The organism is Streptomyces sp. NPDC111516, assembly GCF_055635345.1.
The window spans coordinates 163,414-181,114 of the sequence record NZ_JBVKBV010000002.1; the positions used below are offsets into that span (position 1 = coordinate 163,414).

General features: G+C 68.8%; 15 protein-coding genes and 1 pseudogene. 7 read left to right on the plus strand and 9 right to left on the minus strand.

What is annotated here, in order from left to right; genetic code table 11:
- Nucleotides 1-4 precede the first annotated feature (4 nt).
- The gene (locus ACZ7L9_RS06370; protein WP_471413049.1) at nucleotides 5-1,534 is read left to right on the plus strand and encodes a ricin-type beta-trefoil lectin domain protein; all 1,530 of its coding nucleotides are present in this window, start codon (nucleotides 5-7) and stop codon (nucleotides 1,532-1,534) included.
- Between the two features lie 308 nt (nucleotides 1,535-1,842).
- Here the strand turns inward: ACZ7L9_RS06370 and ACZ7L9_RS06375 are convergent.
- Together ACZ7L9_RS06375 and ACZ7L9_RS06380 are read right to left on the minus strand one after the other, a co-directional pair.
- Nucleotides 1,843-2,205, minus strand: a pseudogene (locus ACZ7L9_RS06375) (MFS transporter); the annotation flags it as partial.
- A 32-nt stretch (nucleotides 2,206-2,237) separates the two neighbouring features.
- The gene (locus ACZ7L9_RS06380) at nucleotides 2,238-3,914 is read right to left on the minus strand and encodes a fumarate hydratase (protein ID WP_471413051.1); all 1,677 of its coding nucleotides are present in this window, start codon (nucleotides 3,912-3,914) and stop codon (nucleotides 2,238-2,240) included.
- A 189-nt stretch (nucleotides 3,915-4,103) separates the two neighbouring features.
- Here ACZ7L9_RS06380 and ACZ7L9_RS06385 point away from each other — a divergent pair, with 189 nt between their 5' ends.
- Both ACZ7L9_RS06385 and ACZ7L9_RS06390 read left to right on the plus strand, forming a co-directional pair.
- Nucleotides 4,104-4,766, plus strand: a complete 663-nt coding sequence (locus tag ACZ7L9_RS06385) for a DUF1707 SHOCT-like domain-containing protein (RefSeq protein ID WP_471413052.1) — start codon at nucleotides 4,104-4,106, stop codon at nucleotides 4,764-4,766.
- Nucleotides 4,767-5,110: 344 nt separating this feature from the next.
- Nucleotides 5,111-5,494 carry a WhiB family transcriptional regulator gene (locus ACZ7L9_RS06390; RefSeq protein WP_471413054.1) on the plus strand — a complete coding sequence of 128 codons (384 nt, stop codon included), beginning with the start codon at nucleotides 5,111-5,113 and terminating at the stop codon, nucleotides 5,492-5,494.
- Between the two features lie 208 nt (nucleotides 5,495-5,702).
- Here ACZ7L9_RS06390 and glpX read toward each other — a convergent pair whose 3' ends face one another.
- Nucleotides 5,703-6,734, minus strand: coding sequence for a class II fructose-bisphosphatase (gene glpX, locus ACZ7L9_RS06395; RefSeq protein ID WP_471413055.1), 1,032 nt, complete (start codon nucleotides 6,732-6,734; stop codon nucleotides 5,703-5,705).
- A gap of 142 nt (nucleotides 6,735-6,876) precedes the next feature.
- Between glpX and ACZ7L9_RS06400 the strand changes: the two genes are divergently transcribed.
- Complete coding sequence (locus ACZ7L9_RS06400; RefSeq protein WP_471413057.1) at nucleotides 6,877-7,395, plus strand: DUF4245 domain-containing protein; 519 nt, start codon at nucleotides 6,877-6,879, stop codon at nucleotides 7,393-7,395.
- Nucleotides 7,396-7,474: 79 nt separating this feature from the next.
- Here ACZ7L9_RS06400 and ACZ7L9_RS06405 read toward each other — a convergent pair whose 3' ends face one another.
- The 4 genes from ACZ7L9_RS06405 to ACZ7L9_RS06420 all read right to left on the minus strand — a co-directional run bounded on the left by ACZ7L9_RS06405 (nucleotide 7,475) and on the right by ACZ7L9_RS06420 (nucleotide 11,377).
- Entirely contained in the window at nucleotides 7,475-8,065 is a 591-nt protein-coding gene (locus ACZ7L9_RS06405; protein ID WP_471413058.1) for a malonic semialdehyde reductase, read from the minus strand.
- Nucleotides 8,066-8,271: 206 nt separating this feature from the next.
- Nucleotides 8,272-8,541, minus strand: a complete 270-nt coding sequence (locus ACZ7L9_RS06410) for an exodeoxyribonuclease VII small subunit (RefSeq protein ID WP_471413060.1) — start codon at nucleotides 8,539-8,541, stop codon at nucleotides 8,272-8,274.
- An 85-nt stretch (nucleotides 8,542-8,626) separates the two neighbouring features.
- The gene (gene xseA / locus ACZ7L9_RS06415; protein ID WP_471413061.1) at nucleotides 8,627-9,838 is read right to left on the minus strand and encodes an exodeoxyribonuclease VII large subunit; all 1,212 of its coding nucleotides are present in this window, start codon (nucleotides 9,836-9,838) and stop codon (nucleotides 8,627-8,629) included.
- A gap of 147 nt (nucleotides 9,839-9,985) precedes the next feature.
- Nucleotides 9,986-11,377 (minus strand): APC family permease, encoded by a 1,392-nt coding sequence (locus ACZ7L9_RS06420; protein ID WP_471413063.1) that lies wholly within the window; start codon nucleotides 11,375-11,377, stop codon nucleotides 9,986-9,988.
- A gap of 82 nt (nucleotides 11,378-11,459) precedes the next feature.
- Between ACZ7L9_RS06420 and ACZ7L9_RS06425 the strand changes: the two genes are divergently transcribed.
- Together ACZ7L9_RS06425 and ppgK are read left to right on the plus strand one after the other, a co-directional pair.
- Nucleotides 11,460-12,440: a 4-hydroxy-3-methylbut-2-enyl diphosphate reductase gene (locus ACZ7L9_RS06425; RefSeq protein ID WP_471413065.1), complete on the plus strand. Its 981-nt coding sequence runs from the start codon at nucleotides 11,460-11,462 to the stop codon at nucleotides 12,438-12,440.
- 67 nt (nucleotides 12,441-12,507) lie between these two features.
- On the plus strand, nucleotides 12,508-13,257 hold the full coding sequence (gene ppgK, locus ACZ7L9_RS06430) for a polyphosphate--glucose phosphotransferase (protein WP_471413066.1): 750 nt from the start codon (nucleotides 12,508-12,510) through the stop codon (nucleotides 13,255-13,257).
- A 30-nt stretch (nucleotides 13,258-13,287) separates the two neighbouring features.
- Here ppgK and ACZ7L9_RS06435 read toward each other — a convergent pair whose 3' ends face one another.
- Nucleotides 13,288-13,893 (minus strand): DUF6542 domain-containing protein, encoded by a 606-nt coding sequence (locus ACZ7L9_RS06435; protein WP_471413068.1) that lies wholly within the window; start codon nucleotides 13,891-13,893, stop codon nucleotides 13,288-13,290.
- A 276-nt stretch (nucleotides 13,894-14,169) separates the two neighbouring features.
- Here ACZ7L9_RS06435 and ychF point away from each other — a divergent pair, with 276 nt between their 5' ends.
- On the plus strand, nucleotides 14,170-15,258 hold the full coding sequence (gene ychF, locus ACZ7L9_RS06440; RefSeq protein ID WP_384452098.1) for a redox-regulated ATPase YchF: 1,089 nt from the start codon (nucleotides 14,170-14,172) through the stop codon (nucleotides 15,256-15,258).
- 260 nt (nucleotides 15,259-15,518) lie between these two features.
- On the opposite strand, the gene ACZ7L9_RS06445 is transcribed toward ychF, so the two are convergent.
- Nucleotides 15,519-17,693: a caspase family protein gene (locus ACZ7L9_RS06445; RefSeq protein ID WP_471413071.1), complete on the minus strand. Its 2,175-nt coding sequence runs from the start codon at nucleotides 17,691-17,693 to the stop codon at nucleotides 15,519-15,521.
- Nucleotides 17,694-17,701 lie beyond the last annotated feature (8 nt).

The following is a 17,701-nucleotide window of genomic DNA, read 5'->3' on the forward strand; positions in this document are numbered from 1 at the left end:
CACAATGAGGCGCACCAGACACAGACTTCGCTGTACGGCCGCGGCCGCCGTGGCCATGGCGGCGGCCTTCGGCGGTATGGCCGCCGCCGCGGGACCGGCCGGCGCGGCGGACCGGTCCGCTACCACCACTACCGCATCCACCCCCCTGTCGCCCGAGTTGGAGGCCATCCGCGCCGCCGAAGCCACCCGGCTGTACGGCGACCCGGCCGAGCGCCCGCTCGCAGACCGCAAGACGGGGCTGATCTCGCTGGGCGACAGCGAGATCTCCGGCGAGGGCGTCGGCACGTACGAGGCGGGCACCAACGGCCCCGACAACTGGTGCCACCGCTCGCCCGACTCCGCCATCCACCGCACCGGAATCCCGGCCGACGTCACGTACAACGTCGCCTGCTCCGGCGCGTACACCGGCAACATCGTGATCGGCGGATCGAAGCAGTACGCCGACGAACTCGTGCAGAGCGACAACCTCGCCATCAAGGCCCGCAACACCCGCATCAAGATGATCCTGCTGGTCGCGGGCGCCAATGACGACCTCCAGTTCGGCCCGGTCATGACGGACTGCGTCCAGCGCTGGGTGCTCTCCCAGGGGACCTGCCAGCCGAAGTACGAGGCCGGCTGGCAGGCGCGCGTCGACGGACTCGTTCCCAAGGTCGAGAAGACGGTGCGCGACCTGAGGACCGTCATGTCCGGCGCCGGATACGGAAACGGCGACTACAAGCTCGTCGTCATGGGCTACCCGAGCCCGATCGGCCCGGACTTCTACGACAACCCGAACTTCCCGGGCAAGCTTCCCGGTGGCTGCGCCGGATACGACTCCGACGCCGCCTGGGGCCGTAACGTCGCGGTCCCCGCCTTCGAACGCGGCATGCGCAAGGCCGCCGCCGACACCGGAGCCGTCTACCTCGACAACTCCCGGCTCTTCCACGGCCACGAGGTGTGCAGCGGGAACACCTGGGCCCGCGGCCTCTACATCGACCTGTCGCACTTCCCGCCGGACTCCAACTCCGTCCGGCAGTCCTTCCACCCGAACGCGCGCGGCCACGCCGCCTTCGCCTCCTGCCTCACCCAGATCTACAACTCGTCCCTGCGCGAGGCGAGCTGCGCCGACCCGGCGAGCACCGGACAGCCGGTTCTCCAGGCCGCGGCGTGGGACGACGTCTTCAAGCCCCTGAAGAACGAGGCCACGGGCACCTGCGTGGACGTTCCCGCCTCGGTGACCCGCAACAACACCCGGATCGCCGGCTGGGACTGCCACGGCGGCCGCAACCAGGGCTGGTGGTACGACTCCGGCACGAAGACCATCCGTACGGAGCTGAGTCACGAGCGGTGCCTCGATGTGCCGGGCGCCGACTACAAGGCCGGCGCCACGCTCATCCTGTGGAACTGCTCGGGCGCGGCCAACCAGCAGTTCGTCAAGCAGTCGGGCACGGTACGCCCGGCGGCCTCGACCGGACTGTGTCTGACGCTCGCGGCGGCCAAGGACCCGCTCAAGCTGCAGAACTGCGACGGCAGCGCGCAGCAGCGATTCGCGTAACTCCGTCACGCGGTGCGGGGCGGCCCGGGCGTGGACCCGAGCCGTCCCGCACCGCACACGCGGCCGTACGTCAGCCGGACGTCACGAACGCGCCCAGGACGGCGGCCGGACGGCCGGGGTCCGCGTTCCCGCACAGCTCGCGCGCCGAGTGCATGGACAGCCCCGCTCAGGGTGCCGGAGCGGCCCCGGGGTTCGGGCCGGTGGGACCGGCAGCGCATCCGCGCCGGGCGTGCCGGTGCGGGGCCGGGCGACCGGACGCGTACGGAGCGCCCGAAGATTGGCTGAATACCGTCGCACCTGGTCCCTCAAAGGGCCACGGTCACGGCGCAGAGGACGAAGGTGGCCATGCCCACCACGAACCCGGCGGTGCAGCCGACCAGCGAGACCACCACACCCGCCGAGGCGAAACCGTCCACCATGGCCAGTGAACGCCCCGTGATGGAAAGGGAGTTCGCCCAGGAACGGCGGTCGTCGCCGACCATCTCGGGAATGGAACTGCGCAGCGACACCATGAAAAGCGTTCCGCAGGCGCCGACCACCACGGAAACGGCCACCAGCGCGGCCGTCCGCATCCCCGGCGGCGCGAAGACCGACGACAGCATCACCGCCGCCTGCGCCACACTCGTCCACACCATGAGGCTCTTCGCCGCGAAACGGGCGAGCAGAGGTCCCGCAGGAGCGTGACCACGGAGGGCCTGCTCCGTCAGGCGAGACCCGGGCCACGCACCGGGATGCTGGTGAACGTCGGCGCCGGGGCGGGCTCGGTGAAGAAGTCGTTGCCCTTGTCGTCGACGACGATGAACGCGGGGAAGTCCTCGACCTCGATCCGCCACACCGCTTCCATGCCGAGCTCCTCGTACTCGACGACCTCGACCTTCTTGATGCAGTCCTGCGCGAGGCGCGCCGCCGGACCGCCGATCGAGCCCAGGTAGAAACCGCCGTGCGCGTCGCACGCGTCGGTGACCTGCCGGGAGCGGTTGCCCTTGGCGAGCATCACCTTCGAGCCGCCCGCCGCCTGGAACTGCGCGACATAACTGTCCATGCGGCCGGCCGTCGTCGGGCCGAAGGACCCGGACGCGTACCCCTCGGGCGTCTTCGCCGGGCCCGCGTAGTAGACCGGGTGGTCCTTCAGGTACTGCGGCATGTCCTCGCCCGCGTCCAGCCGTTCCTTGATCTTGGCGTGCGCGATGTCGCGCGCCACGACCAGCGGTCCGGTCAGCGACAGCCGGGTCTTCACCGGGTACTTGGTCAGCTCGGCGAGGATCTCGCCCATCGGCCGGTTGAGGTCGATCTTCACGACGCTCCCGGACTCGTCCAGGTGCTCGTCGGTGGTGTCCGGCAGGAAGCGCGCCGGGTCCTTCTCCAGCTGCTCCAGGAAGACGCCCTCGGCGGTGATCTTCGCGGTGGCCTGACGGTCCGCCGAGCAGGAGACGGCGATCGCCACCGGCAGCGAGGCACCGTGCCGGGGGAGGCGGACGACACGGACGTCGTGGCAGAAGTACTTGCCGCCGAACTGCGCGCCGATGCCGATCTTCTGCGTCAGCTCGAAGACCTTCTCCTCCAGCTCCTTGTCCCGGAAGCCGTGCCCCGTGGGGGAGCCTTCGGCGGGCAGCTCGTCCAGGTAGTGCGCGGAGGCGTACTTGGCGGTCTTCAGCGCGAACTCGGCCGACGTACCGCCGACGACGATCGCCAGGTGATACGGCGGGCAGGCGGCCGTACCCAGCGAACGGATCTTCTCCTCCAGGAACTTCATCATGGAGGCCTCGTTGAGGACGGCCTTCGTCTCCTGGAAGAGGAACGACTTGTTGGCCGAGCCGCCGCCCTTCGCCATGAAGAGGAACTTGTACGCGCCGCCGTCGGTGGCGTACAGCTCGATCTGCGCGGGCAGATTCGAGCCGGTGTTCTTCTCCTCCCACATGGTGAGCGGAGCCATCTGTGAATAGCGGAGGTTGAGCTTGGTGTACGCGTCGAAGATGCCGTGCGACAAGGCCTCTTCGTCACCGCCCTCGGTGAGTACGTTCTGCCCGCGCTTGCCCATGACGATCGCGGTGCCGGTGTCCTGGCACATCGGCAGGACGCCGGCGGCGGCGATGTTCGCGTTCTTCAGCAGGTCGAGCGCGACGAACTTGTCGTTGGACGACGCCTCGGGGTCGTCCACGATCCGCCGCAACTGCGCCAGGTGGGCCGGGCGCAGGTAGTGGGAGATGTCGTGCATGGCCTCGGCGGCCAGCGTGCGCAGCGCCTCCGGGGAGACCTTGAGGAACGTACGACCGTCGGCTTCGAAGGTGGAGACACCCTCGGAGGTCACCAGACGATACGGCGTGGTGTCCTCTCCCAGGGGGAGCAGATCGGAGTACGCAAACTCTGGCATTACGGCCATTCCTCACTCGGCAGACAGCGGCTGCCCTCCCTTGGGCAGCGCACCCACCAGAGTAGAACGCCGTGCGGACACCGGAGCTGTGAGGTAAGGCTCAGTTCGCCATCCGTGCGGGGGTGCGGGGTGGGGGCGACACGGCGAGGGCGGGGCGGGGGCTAGTCGCGATCTATCGCGTTTGGGTACGCTGGGCCGGTGGACCTCGAAAAGCACCCCCAGCAGCCCGTAGCCCCGGCGGAGCCGGCCGGTATCCGCGCCTCCGACGCGGACCGCGACCGGATCGCGGACATCCTGCGCGAGGCCATGGCCGAGGGCCGGCTCACCGCCGAGGAACACGCCGAGCGGGTCGACGCGGTCTACCGTGCCAAGACCGTCGGTGAGCTCGAACCACTGGTACGGGATCTGCCCGCCCCGTCGGGCTCCTCCCGCCCGGCCGCCGCGCCCGGCGCGCACGGCCAGGAGGGTCCGACGGGCCCCGCCGAGAACCTGGTGGCGATCTTCAGCAGCTCCACCCGAAGGGGCCGTTGGCGGGTCGGCGGCCGCACGAACGCCTTCGCGCTCTTCGGCAGTGTGGAGATCGACCTGACCGAGGCGCTTTTCGGCCAGAGACTCACGGTGGTCAACGCGACCTCCATCTTCGGAAGTGTCGAGATCAAGGTCCCCGAGAACATCTCGCTGCGCGGCAGCGGAACGGGCGTCTTCGGTAATTTCGAAGTCCGCACGCTGGAATCCGCCGACCCCGAGGCGCCAGTGGTCGTCGTCAATGGCTATTCGGTGTTCGGCAGCGTCGAGGCGAAGCCCAAACGCGGGAAGTTCATCGCGGATCTCCAGGACCGGCTGCGTAAATACCTCGGCTAGGTCCTGTCCTGTCGATCTTCGTGGATCAGCCCGGGGCGTCTGGTGCGGTGCATCGCTGGGCGGAGGATCGTCCTCGTACCGGACGTACTCGGGCGACTGACGACAACGCGGCGAGGTGTCGTGCCAGGCGTTCCGGGCCCGCGAAGATCGGCAGGACAGGGCCTGGGAGCGAAGTGGTCCGTCCGTCCCCCCGAACTCCTTCGAAAACAAGCCAAATGCCTGACCGATCGCGATTTCGCGGCCCGGAACCGGGGCCACGCAGTGCATAGGCGCACGCACAGCGGGTAGGGACTGCTGCATCGTCTCTCGCTCGCGAAGCCGTAAGCCGTCGTCAGGAGTAGACCGTGCTGCAACTGCCGCATCACCCCCTGCAGGTCGCCGCCGTCCCTCCCCAGCGCATCGCCGCTCGGGAGGACCAGGCCGGCCCCTGGCACTCGGAGGCGGTGTGCCGCCGGGACGAGGCCGGGCTGTTCTTCGCCCCGTCGAAGGAGCCGACTGCTGCCAGACTCGCGCGCGAGGAGTCCGCGAAGCGGGTCTGCGCGCGCTGTCCGGTGATGGTCGAATGCCAGGAACACGCCCTCATACAGCCGGAACCGTACGGGGTGTGGGGCGGCCTCACCGCCGCCGAACGCCGTGTGGTGCTCGCCCGTCGCAGACGGCGAGAGATGGAGCTCAAGGCATCATCCGCATCCTCCGGCGCGACGGGCCGCATCGCAGCGGCGGGCTGACCGGCGGGCACACGGCGCTCCGGTGGGGCCGGAATGCCGGCGCGCGTGAGTGCCTGAGCATCGGGAGCTGAACCGGACCGAACCGGTCTTTTCTCGCCGCCCGTGTGCGTCCGTACGGGTCCGTGCGCGTCCGTACGCGCGAAGAGGCGCCCCCACCGCACACGGGGGCGCCTCTTCGCGTTCCTCTCCCCGGACTCCGGGGTGGGGGCTACTTCGCGCGGTCGAAGTCGATCGCGCTGTAGGCGCGCAGCTTCGACAGCCGGTGCGTCGAGTCGATCTTCCGGATGGTGCCGGACTTGGACCGCATGACGATCGACTCGGTGGTCGCCGTCTCGGCGCGGTACCGCACACCACGCATCAGTTCACCGTCCGTGATGCCGGTCGCGACGAAGAAGACGTTGTCGCCGCTGACCAGGTCGTCGGTGGACAGCACCCGGTCCAGGTCGTGCCCGGCGTCCAGCGCACGCTGCCGCTCGGCCTCGTCCTTCGGCCAGAGCTTGCCCTGGATCACGCCGCCGAGGCACTTTATGGCGCAGGCCGAGATGATGCCCTCGGGGGTGCCGCCGATGCCCATCAGCAGGTCGACGCCGGTCCCTTCGCGGGCGGCCATGATCGAGCCCGCGACATCGCCGTCGGAGATGAACTTGATCCGGGCGCCGGTCTCGCGGATCTCCTTGACGATGCCGTCGTGACGGGGGCGGTCGAGGACGACGACGGTGACGTCCTCGGGCGTGGAGTTCTTGGCCTTCGCGACACGCCGGATGTTCACGGAGACGGGTGCGTTGATGTCGACGAAGTCGGCGGCCTCGGGGCCGGTGACCAGCTTGTCCATGTAGAAGACCGCGGACGGGTCGAACATGGCGCCTCGGTCGGCGGCGGCCAGCACGGCGATCGCGTTCGGCATGCCCTTGGCGTTCAGGGTCGTACCGTCGATCGGGTCGACGGCGATGTCGACCTCGGGGCCGGTGCCGTCACCGACGCGCTCGCCGTTGAACAGCATGGGAGCTTCGTCCTTCTCGCCCTCGCCGATGACGACGACGCCGTTCATCGAGACGGTGGAGACGAGGGTCCGCATGGCCTTCACGGCGGCGCCGTCGGCGCCGATCTTGTCGCCACGGCCCACCCAGCGCCCGGCCGCCATGGCGGCGGCCTCGGTGACCCGGACCAGTTCCAGGGCGAGGTTGCGGTCGGGGGCCTCCGGGGAGACCTCGAGCTGAGACGGCAGATGATGCTCGGACATCGGAGCGCACCTTTCTGTACGACGACGACCGGAAGAGGGTGCTGTGACTCTATCGTCAGGTCGACAAAATGAGCAGACCGGGTCACTTATGAGCGGGCTGCCCCGGGGTCGGGCCGACCGGGCCTAATGCGACGATGGACCCGTGGCTAGCAAGCGAGGCAAGCAGACGGTGCGGGACATGTTCCTGTCGATGGCGGTGATCTCTGCCGCGGCAGGCGTTGTTTACATCTTCGTTCCGCACGACGAGAACGCCAACCCGGTCAAGGCGGTCGACTACCGGGTGGAGCTTCTGACGGCGCGGCGCGCGGCACCGTACCCGGTGGCCGCCCCGGACGGACTGGCCAAGGAGTGGAAGCCGACCTCGGTCAGTTACGACAGCAAGGCCGGCGACAGCTGGCACCTGGGCTTCCTCGACCCGGAGGGCAAGTACGTCGCGGTGGAGCAGTCCACTTCCCCGGCGAAGAAGTACGTGACCGAGGTCAGCCATGACGCCCGGGACACCGGGCGTACGCAGCAGGTCGCGGGCGAGACGTGGCAGCACTGGAAGGGCGACAAGTACGACGCCCTCGTGCGCCAGGACAAGGGCGCGACCACGGTGGTCACGGGCTCCGCCTCGACGGAGCGGCTGGCGGAGATGGCGGCCGCACTCAAGTCGTCCTGACGCCGAACGCGCGCCTACGGATCCGGCCCTGGAGCAGCACACATGCTGCTCCAGGGCCGGATCCGTACGGAGGGGGCGATCAGACGGTCGTGACGACCTCGTCGTAGGCGAGGCGCGGCAGGCGCGGGAACCAGGCGTCCTCGCCCGGCTTGCCGATGTTGACGACCATCAGCACCTTGTGGTCGCCGTCCAGGAACTCCTTCTCGACACCCGCGGCGTCGTAGCCGGTCATCGGGCCCGCGGCCAGACCGGCGGCGCGGACGCCGATGATGAAGTACGCGGCCTGCAGCGCGCCGTTGAGCGCGGCGGACGACTCGCGGACCGGGCGCTCGGAGAAGAAGGCGTCCTTGGCCTGCGGGAAGTGCGGCATCAGGGCCGGGAGCTCCTCGTGGAACTCGTTGTCGGCGACCAGGATGGCGACCAGCGGGGCGGTCGAGGTCTTCGGCCGGTTGCCCTCGGCCATGTGCTTGACGAGGCGCTCGCGGCCCTCGTCGGAGCGGACCAGGATCACGCGCAGCGGCGACTGGTTGAACGCGGTCGGGCCGTACTTGACCAGGTCGTAGATCGCCTGGACCTGCTCCTCGCTCACCGGCTCGTCGGTGAAGGTGTTGGCGGTGCGGGCCTCGCGGAAGAGGAGATCCTGGGCGGCGGGGTCGAGAACGAGCGACATGGTGCGTATTACCTTCCGGGCGTGCAGGGGGGATCAAGCAACGCCGATCACCGTAACGGAGAGGTACGTTAACTTTCAACTAAAATTGGTGCGGAGTGATCCGTTCCACAGGCCGTTCCACAGGCCCTGTTGCGCCGACGCGCACCCGGCCGGCCCGGGCCGCCGCCACGGGCACCCCGCTCCGGCCGGACGCGTCCAGGGCTGTCTCAGCCGTTGCCGCTGTCGTTGCCGGCTGTTCGTTCGCCGCCGTTCTCCGCGGGCCCCGCCAGGGCCGCGTCCAGCCGTGCCCGCGCGCCTTCGAGCCAGTGCCGGCACACCTTCGCCAGTTCCTCGCCCCGCTCCCACAGTGCGAGGGACTCCTCCAGCGTCGTACCGCCTGCTTCCAGGCGGCGTACCACCTCGATCAGCTCGTCCCGGGCCTGCTCGTAGCCGAGCGTGCCCGTGGCTCCGGCCGCCGTGGTCCCGTCGTCCGTCATGCGCTCCACCCTACGTTCCGCCCCGCCAGGAGCCTTCGGCCTCGTCCGTCATCACCTTCGAGGGCTCCCGCCCCCGAACCCCCGCTCATTCGCTCACCCGCACCGCGAACTCGCCCCCCGATACCCGCGCCCGGAGCACATCGCCCACCGACCCGGCGTCGGCCGGAGCCCGGACCACATGGCCGTCCGCCCGCTGCAGCACCGCGTATCCGCGCTCCAGCGTCGCCGCGGGGGACAACGCGACCACCCGTGCCCGGGTGTGGGCGAGCTCCGAGTCCGCCCGGTCCAGCAGATGCCCCAGCACCCGCCGCCCCCGCCCGATCAGCGCGTCGATCTCCGAGGCCCGCTCGTCCACCATCCGCCGGGGGTGCTCCATCGACGGCCTGCCCAGCGCGTGCGCCAGCCCCCGCTCCTCCCGGTCCAGCAGCCCCCGTACCGTCCGCAGCGCACGGTCCCGCAGCTGCTGCACCCGGTCCAGCTCCTCGCCCACGTCGGGCACGATCTTCTTCGCCGCGTCCGTCGGCGTGGAGGCGCGCAGGTCAGCGACCAGGTCGAGCAGCGGGGAGTCGGGCTCATGGCCGATCGCCGACACCACCGGCGTACGGCACGCGGCGACCGTACGGATCAGCTGCTCGTCCGAGAACGGCAGCAGGTCCTCCACGCTGCCGCCACCCCGCGCCACGACGATCACGTCGACGTCCGGGAGGTCGTCCAGCTCCTTCACGGCCTGCACCACCTGATTCACCGCGTGCACCCCCTGCACCGCGGTGTTGCGCACCTCGAACCGCACCGCGGGCCACCGCCGCCGCGCGTTCTCCAGGACATCGCGCTCGGCCGCCGAGGCCCGCCCGCAGACCAGCCCGATCAGCTGCGGCAGGAACGGCAGCGGCTTCTTCCGGTCGAGCGCGAAGAGCCCCTCCGAGGCCAGCGACTTCTTCAGCCGCTCAAGGCGGACCAGCAGCTCACCGATCCCGACCGGCCGTATCTCCGTGGCCCGCAGGGACAGCTGACCGCGGGGCGCGTACCACTCGGGCTTGGCAAGGACGACGACCCGCGCCCCCTCCGTCACCACGTCCGCGATCCGGTCGAAGACCTGGCGGAAGCACGTCACGCTCACCGAGATGTCCTGCGACGGGTCGCGCAGCGTCAGGAACACCACGCCCGCGCCCGGCCGCCGCGACAACTGGGTGATCTGCCCCTCGACCCACACCGCCCCGAGCCGGTCGATCCACCCGCCGATGAGCCGCGAGACATCACCGACGGGCAGCGGAGCTTCCGCGGACGTTTGGAGAGCCATGCGAGCGAGCGTATCCGCCCCCACCGACAATCAGCCGTCGCCGGAGACAGCGGTCACTCGCGGCCGACCACGGCAGCCATTCCCAGCCGACGACAACAGCCCCCCGCCGACGACAACAGTCACCCCCCATGGGCGGGACACGCCCCCTCAGGCCGCGCGTCGCCCCAATTGCAACGCCAGCACCACCAGCCCCACCCCCAGCCAGCACACCCCCACCACCTGGGCGCTCGTGGTCGCCTCCACGATCACCGCGATCAGCACCCCCGCACCCACCACCGGCACCACCACATGCCGCCACCAGCTCGGCGGCCCCTCCATCCGGCGTACGGCGAACCAGCCGACCACCGACGCGTGCAGCAGCACGAACGCCGTCAGCGCACCGATGTCGACGACCGACACCAGACGGTCGAGACCGTCGGCGCGCCGGGCCGCCCACACCGCCGCCACCAGCGTCACCACCGCGGCCAGCAGGATCGCCACCCGCGGCACCCCGGACCGCGGATCGACCTTCGACAGCAGCGCGGGCAGCCGCCGCTCCCTGGCCATCGCGAACAGCAGCCGCCCCGCGGCCGCCTGCCCGGCCAGCGCCGCGAAGGCCGCCCCGATCGCCTTGCTGACCGCCACCAGATCGTGCAGCCAGGTCCCCACCGCGGAGTCCACCGTGTAGTAGAACGCCGAGCCCTGCGTCGCCGGATCGGCGGCCAGCTCCGCCGACGTCATCGGCTCCAGCAGCGCCGCCAGATACCCCTGCGCCACGAACAGCACACCCGCGAGCACCAGACAGAACAGCACCGCCCGCGCCACCTTCGACGAGCCCCCCGTCACCTCCTCCGCGAACGAGGCGATCGCGTCGAAGCCCAGATACGACAGCACGGCCACCGATACCGCCCCCAGCACCGCCGACAGGGAGAAACCGGAATCACCCGTGAGCGGAGTCAGCCAGCCGCGCTGCGCCCCGTCCCGCACGAGAACCACCACCGCAGACACCAGGAACACCAGCAGCACCACGATCTCCATCGCGAGCACCGCGAAGCCGACCCGGGCGGCGGTCCGCACGCCCCAGAGATTGAGGAGCGTGGTGACCACGACCGCCAGCGCCGTCCACACCCACTGCGACACCGACGGCACCAGCGCGTTCAGCGCGATTCCCGAGAAGAGATACGCGACTGCCGGGATCAGCAGATAGTCGAGCATCGCCATCCACCCGGCGATGAACCCCGGCCCCTCGCCGAGCCCCCTGCGCGCGTACGCGAAGACCGAGCCCGCCAGCGGGGCGACGCGCACCATCTGGGCGTAACTGAAGGCCGTGAACGCCATCACCACGGTCGCCGCGACATAGACCAGCGCGACCGCACCGCCCGATTTCGCGTCGAGCGTGCCGAACACGCCGACGGGCGCCATCGGCGCGATGAAGAGGAGCCCGTAGACCACCAGATCCCGGAAGCCGAGAGTCCGCCGCAGCCTGCCCGCCTCCTGGTGTGCTCCCCTCACCTCCGTGCCCCCGCCGCTGCCCCCGTTGCCGCTGCCGGTCCCCGCCATGAGCCCTCCGTCGATCGCGTACGGATCAGTCTCGCGACCCCGCCGATCTTCCGCGCGCACGACGCGGCCTTACGATGGGCGCATGACTGCTACGACACCCCGCCGCGTCCTGCTCGCCGCTCCCCGTGGCTACTGCGCGGGCGTGGACCGTGCCGTGATCGCCGTGGAGAAGGCCCTGGAGCAGTACGGCTCCCCGGTCTACGTGCGCCACGAGATCGTCCACAACAAGTACGTCGTACAGACCCTGGAGAAGAAGGGCGCGATCTTCGTCGAGGAGACGGCGGAGGTGCCCGAGGGATCGATCGTGATGTTCTCCGCGCACGGCGTCGCGCCGACCGTGCACAAGGAGGCGGCCGAGCGGAAGCTCGCCACGATCGACGCGACGTGCCCCCTGGTCACCAAGGTCCACAAGGAAGCCGTTCGCTTCGCGCAGGAGGACTTCGACATCCTCCTGATCGGCCACGAGGGCCACGAGGAGGTCATCGGCACCTCCGGCGAGGCCCCCGAGCACATCACGCTGGTCGACGGCCCCGAGGACGTCGCGGGTGTCGAGGTGCGCGACCCGTCGAAGGTGGTCTGGCTCTCCCAGACCACACTCTCCGTCGACGAGACGATGGAGACGGTCGGCGCGCTCAAGGAGAAGTTCCCGCTCCTGATCTCGCCGCCCAGCGACGACATCTGCTACGCCACGCAGAACCGCCAGATCGCCGTGAAGCAGATGGGTGCGGACGCCGACCTCGTGATCGTCGTCGGCTCCAAGAACTCCTCCAACTCGGTCCGCCTGGTCGAGGTCGCCCTCGGCGCCGGTGCCGGTGACGCCCATTTGGTCGACTTCGCGGACGAGATCGACGAGGCCTGGCTGGAGGGTGTCTCCACGGTCGGCGTCACCTCGGGCGCATCCGTTCCCGAGGTCCTGGTCGACGGCGTCCTGGCATGGCTCTCGGAGCGCGGTTTTGAGGACGTGGAGATCGTGAAGGCGGCCGAGGAGTCCATCACGTTCTCGCTGCCCAAGGAGCTCCGCCGCGACCTGCGCGCCGAGGCCGCGGCACTCGCCGGGGAGTGACGGCTTCGCGCCGACGGCCTCCCGCTCCGGGAAGTGGGCCGGGCCACCTGCCCGTACCGTGGATTGCATGCAGATCTTCGGCGTGGACATCGGCGGATCCGGGATCAAGGGCGCTCCCGTTGACCTGGACCGCGGAGACCTGGCGCAGGAGCGCCACAAAGTACTGACACCGCACCCGGCCACGCCCAAGGACGTGGCCGGGTGCGTGGCCGAGGTGGTCGGTCATTTCGACTGGTCGGGTCCGGTGGGCATCACCTTCCCGGGCGTCGTCACCAGCGGTTGCACCCGTACCGCGGCCAATGTCGACAAGGGCTGGATCGACGCGGACGCCCGCGGACTGCTCGGCGACAGGCTGGGCCTCCCCGTCACGGTTCTGAACGACGCCGACGCGGCCGGCATCGCGGAGATGACGTTCGGCGCGGGCCGCGGCCGCATGGGGACGGTCATCGTGCTGACGCTCGGTACGGGGATCGGCAGTGCCCTCTTCATCGACGGCAAGCTCGTCCCCAATACCGAGCTGGGCCACCTGGAGCTGAACGGCCACGATGCCGAGACGCATGCCTCCACCAAGGCCAAGGAGGACGAGCAACTGAGCTGGCACCACTGGGCGCACCGGCTGCAGAAGTACCTCGCCCACGTGGAGATGCTGTTCTCGCCCGAACTCTTCATCATCGGCGGCGGAGTCAGCCGCAAGGCCGACAAGTTCCTCCCATTGATCGAGCACGTACGGGCCGAGATGGTGCCGGCGGAGCTGCAGAACAACGCCGGCATCGTGGGAGCGGCGATGGCGGCGATGGCGGCGGCGGACAAGGTGTAGGACGGTGTGGCCCGTCCCGGCCGCCCCCGCTCAGCGCTGCGGGCGACGGGGCGGCTGCGCGTCCCGGGCCGTCTGGGCGGCGAGCAGCATCCGGCGCTGACGTTGCCGCTGCCGCATCAGCCGTACCTTACGCACGGTCGCGATGAGCCCGGCGATGAGCGTCCCGCCGTACAGCCACCCGGCGTGTACGGCGAGCGCGGTGACGAGCGCCATGGTCTGACCGGCGAATCCGCCGGGGCCACCGGAGATCGGAATGACCCCGACGGCGAACGCGATCGGCACGATGATCGGGGCGGTGACCAGGTCCGCGGGCCGCACCCACAGCGCGGTCAGCGCGCTGACCGGCAGGAACAGCACACCGAACACGGCCGATGAACCGTCGAGCAGCAGCTCGTCGAGGCACGCCAGTACGAACATGGAGGCGGCGGCGAAGAGCCCCGCACCGATGCCCGTCAGCCGGGGATTCGGCAGCCTGCGCAGCGCGAGAACGGCGGGCGGCACCGGCCGGGACCGGCCCTCCGACTTCGCGTCCATCACCCGATAGACGGCGGCGGCTTCATCGATGGTGCCTTGCGGGGACAGCGGGGCCTGCTGAGACTGCCTGCGCTGCGGGGGACGTGTCCTGTGCTGCTCCACCGGGACAACGTAGGTCGCAAGGCGGGAGAAAACGGGTGTGGGACACGCGCTTTGGGTGACCTTGGGGGTGAGTTCGATGCCACACGGCCGAACGCCGACCGAAACGGTGCCTGGATCGGTGCCGGGGCGGTGCCCGGAGCCGGAGCCCGAGCGGACCCGTTGGTACCCGGTTGCGCCCGCCCGTAAACTGGAGAATCGGCCCACCCGGGCCGACGCGTCTCCGCCCGTTCCACCATCTCTCCACCCCTCCTCCCCACTCCTCAGGAAGTCGCCAACGTGTCGCTCACGATCGGAATCGTCGGCCTGCCGAATGTCGGCAAGTCGACCCTGTTCAACGCCCTGACCAAGAACGACGTGCTGGCGGCCAACTACCCGTTCGCCACGATCGAGCCGAACGTGGGCGTCGTCGGCGTCCCGGACGCCCGCCTGAACAAGCTGGCGGAGATCTTCGGCTCGCAGCGCCTGCTCCCCGCGACGGTCGACTTCGTCGACATCGCCGGCATCGTGCGAGGCGCTTCGGAGGGTGAGGGCCTGGGCAACAAGTTCCTCGCGAACATCCGCGAGTCCGATGCGATCTGCCAGGTCATCCGTGCCTTCAAGGACGAGAACGTCGTGCACGTCGACGGCAAGGTCTCGCCCAAGGACGACATCGAGACGATCAACACCGAGCTGATCCTCGCCGACCTCCAGTCCGTCGAGAAGGCCGTCCCGCGCCTCACGAAGGAGTCCCGCCTCCAGAAGGAGAAGGTCGCGGTCCTCGCCGCGGTCGAGGAGGCCCAGAAGATCCTCGAGTCCGGTCAGACCCTCTTCTCCGCAGGAATCACCGCGGGCACGGAGAAGGGCAAGCTCCTCCACGAGCTGCACCTCCTCACCACCAAGCCCTTCCTCTACGTCTTCAACGTCGACGAGGACGAGCTGGTCGACGAGGACTTCAAGAACGAGCAGCGCTCCCTGGTCGCCCCCGCCGAGGCGATCTTCCTCAACGCCAAGATCGAGTCCGAGCTGATCGAGCTCGACGACGACGAGGCCCTCGAGCTCCTCCAGTCCATGGGCCAGGAAGAGCCCGGCCTCGCCACCCTCGGCCGCGTCGGCTTCGACACCCTGGGCCTGCAGACCTACCTCACCGCAGGACCGAAGGAAGCCCGAGCCTGGACGATCAAGAAGGGCGCCACGGCCCCCGAGGCGGCCGGTGTCATCCACACCGACTTCCAGAAGGGCTTCATCAAGGCGGAGATCGTCTCCTTCGAGGACCTGGTCGAAACAGGCTCGGTCGTCGAGGCCCGCGCCAAGGGCAAGGCCCGCATGGAGGGCAAGGACTACGTGATGCAGGACGGCGACGTGGTGGAGTTCCGCTTCAACGTGTGAGCAAGACTTCAGAGGCTCCCTGACCTGCGACGACGCAAGTCAGGGAGCCTTGCTGTCCGCAGCAGTCCGCGCGATGCTGCGACCAGTGGGTCTCGGCGCCGACCATCGGATGCGCTTCTGCCATTCCGAGGGGGCGACGTCCATGCCCGTCACCATTGTTCAAGAATGCGGATCGGTAGCTGCTGCCAGGATGGCGGAGGTGGCGAGTACGCACGCGAAGTCGGCTACTGCGGCCTCGTCCGAGCGTGCGAGCACACCGGCTAGCGAGGGCAGCGGGCGATCCTCGGAAGCCGTGACGAGCCGAGGAGCCGATCAAGTGCCGGCACGCCCTCGTGATGGAGCGATGGGCCATGAGAACCAGGCAAAAGTCGGCGCAGGGCACGGGTTGCGACATCGGTCAGTTTTGCTCCGATCTCCGGCCCGAGCGAGAGGTCGAGACTTCCGGCCAGATGCACTTGTCGATCGTCCCACTCATCGATGTGCTCGGTGAGGAAGTCCACAACCACGGATTGCCGCCGACCCAGAAGGAGCAACTCGCAGGCCTGCACGACGTCGCGAAGATCGAAGATGAGCCGGGCGGTTATCCATGAAGGTCCGAGGTCGGGTTCCTCACAGCTGATGACGAGCTCGTCGGCGTCGGGACTTTCGGCGGCGACACCCAGTTGGAGGCCGCCGCGTTTCAGGAAGTCCTCAACCGCCCGCTGTTCGTGCTTATCGTGAACGACTAGGGGCCACCAGGGAATCGCAGCCCATGTGCCATGGTTCATCTTATCTTCTTCGAAGGGTGTGAAGACTTGAGAGCGCTTCAGAAGGTGCTTGCTGAAGGTGGCAAGGCAACCGTCCTGGAAGTGCTCGTCCGCTGTGCGCTCGCGTAGCAAGTCGTACTCGATGGCGCTAATGCTTTCGATGGCTAGTGCAATGTCCTTCAACTGCTCTTCGATGATCTCCGCCGCCCGTACAAAGACTGCACGGGAGTTATGGCCCGCTGGTGCCAGATCGACGTACTGAGCGAGGGCCCGCTGAGCTGCCTTGCACTGGACGAGATCGCCACCAAGCTGAACCAAGTGGCGGGCCTTGAGTGTGCTCCACGGGCGAGTGGACATCCAGTGTTCCCATGCACGGTCGCCCCCACTGCGCTCGCCGAGCATCATTGCCGTGACGGTGCCGACTCGAAGATCCGGCTCGGCCTTCAGCTTCTCCCAAGGGTCGGGATAAGTGACCAGTGGGAGGGACGGCAGCGAGGAGTGCGCGCTCAGGACACGGGTGTCCGCGGTGTCCCAAAGCTCGCTGAGTTCCCGCTCCACGCGCGGACGAGGCATCGTACGGCTTCGCTGGGCAGCCCAGTATTCGCTCAGCAGCATGTACGTACTCTCTGGCGTCCAGGGAAAGAGTCCCAGACCTCCGAGGAATGGAACGCTGCTGGCCAGCCCGTCTGTTTCGCATCCGAATTGGACCTCGGCGATGAGTTCGGAGAGTTCGTCAGTGTTGGGGCACGGAGTGGCGAAGACCCCGCTGGCGGAGAGCATGCCGCTGATGGTCGTCGTGCTTTTGCCCTGGGCGAGTTGGACGGCGATTCGCGCCACCAGCAGGGAGCGGATGAGCGCCGGATCGCCGAACTCGGGGCGGAGCTGGTCTTGGGCGAGTGCGGAGACATCCCTCAAGTGCCCGAGCAGTTCGTGATGAATCTCGCGGAACCATTCCTCCCGCTTTACCGAGAGCGTCGGTTTCTCTGTGGGCGGGCGCCACTTGTTGTGGAACAGTGCGATGTCGTGCCCCAGGCCGCTGGCTCGTTGCTGGGGCAGTGGCATTCCTTGTGATTTGAGTTGACCGTGCACGTACTTGTACAGGGAGCTCATGTCCAGCGGGTCCGGCACTCCAGCTATGCCATTGGCAATCGCTTTGACGAGTTCGCCGGTGAACGCTGTAAGTGGGGCATCCGGGGGAGCCATAGCCGCTTGCGTCGCTGCTGAGGCGGTCATGACGTAGGTGCCTTCGATGGTGGTCCCGTCCGCGACCTCATCGGTGCTCCCCATGAACCCCTCCAGCGCAGCACCGCTGTAGCAACAGTCCAGGATCACGACCTTGTTGGCAGCCGTGCTGTCCAACACTTCGGCACGGAGGTCGTCGAAGGCCACGGACCCGTACTGTTTCCTGCCCCGTTCTGAGTTGCGCACGGCGAGACGGAGGGAGCCATCGGATAGCCGCATACCGTGGCCGGCGAAGTACACCACCAGGGTGTCCGACGCTTCACTCGCCGCCCGGTGTACGGGGTCGAGCGCGCTGTTGATGTCAGTGGGGTTGAGTACCGTCGTGCAATGTCTGTCCGGAAGGCCCCCATCGAGTGGGGACCTGAAGAGCTTGGCCAGCTCGGTGAGGTTGTTGCGCACCGCCGGCAAGGGCGGGAAGTGTTGGTATTCGTCCACCCCGATCAGCACTACACGGG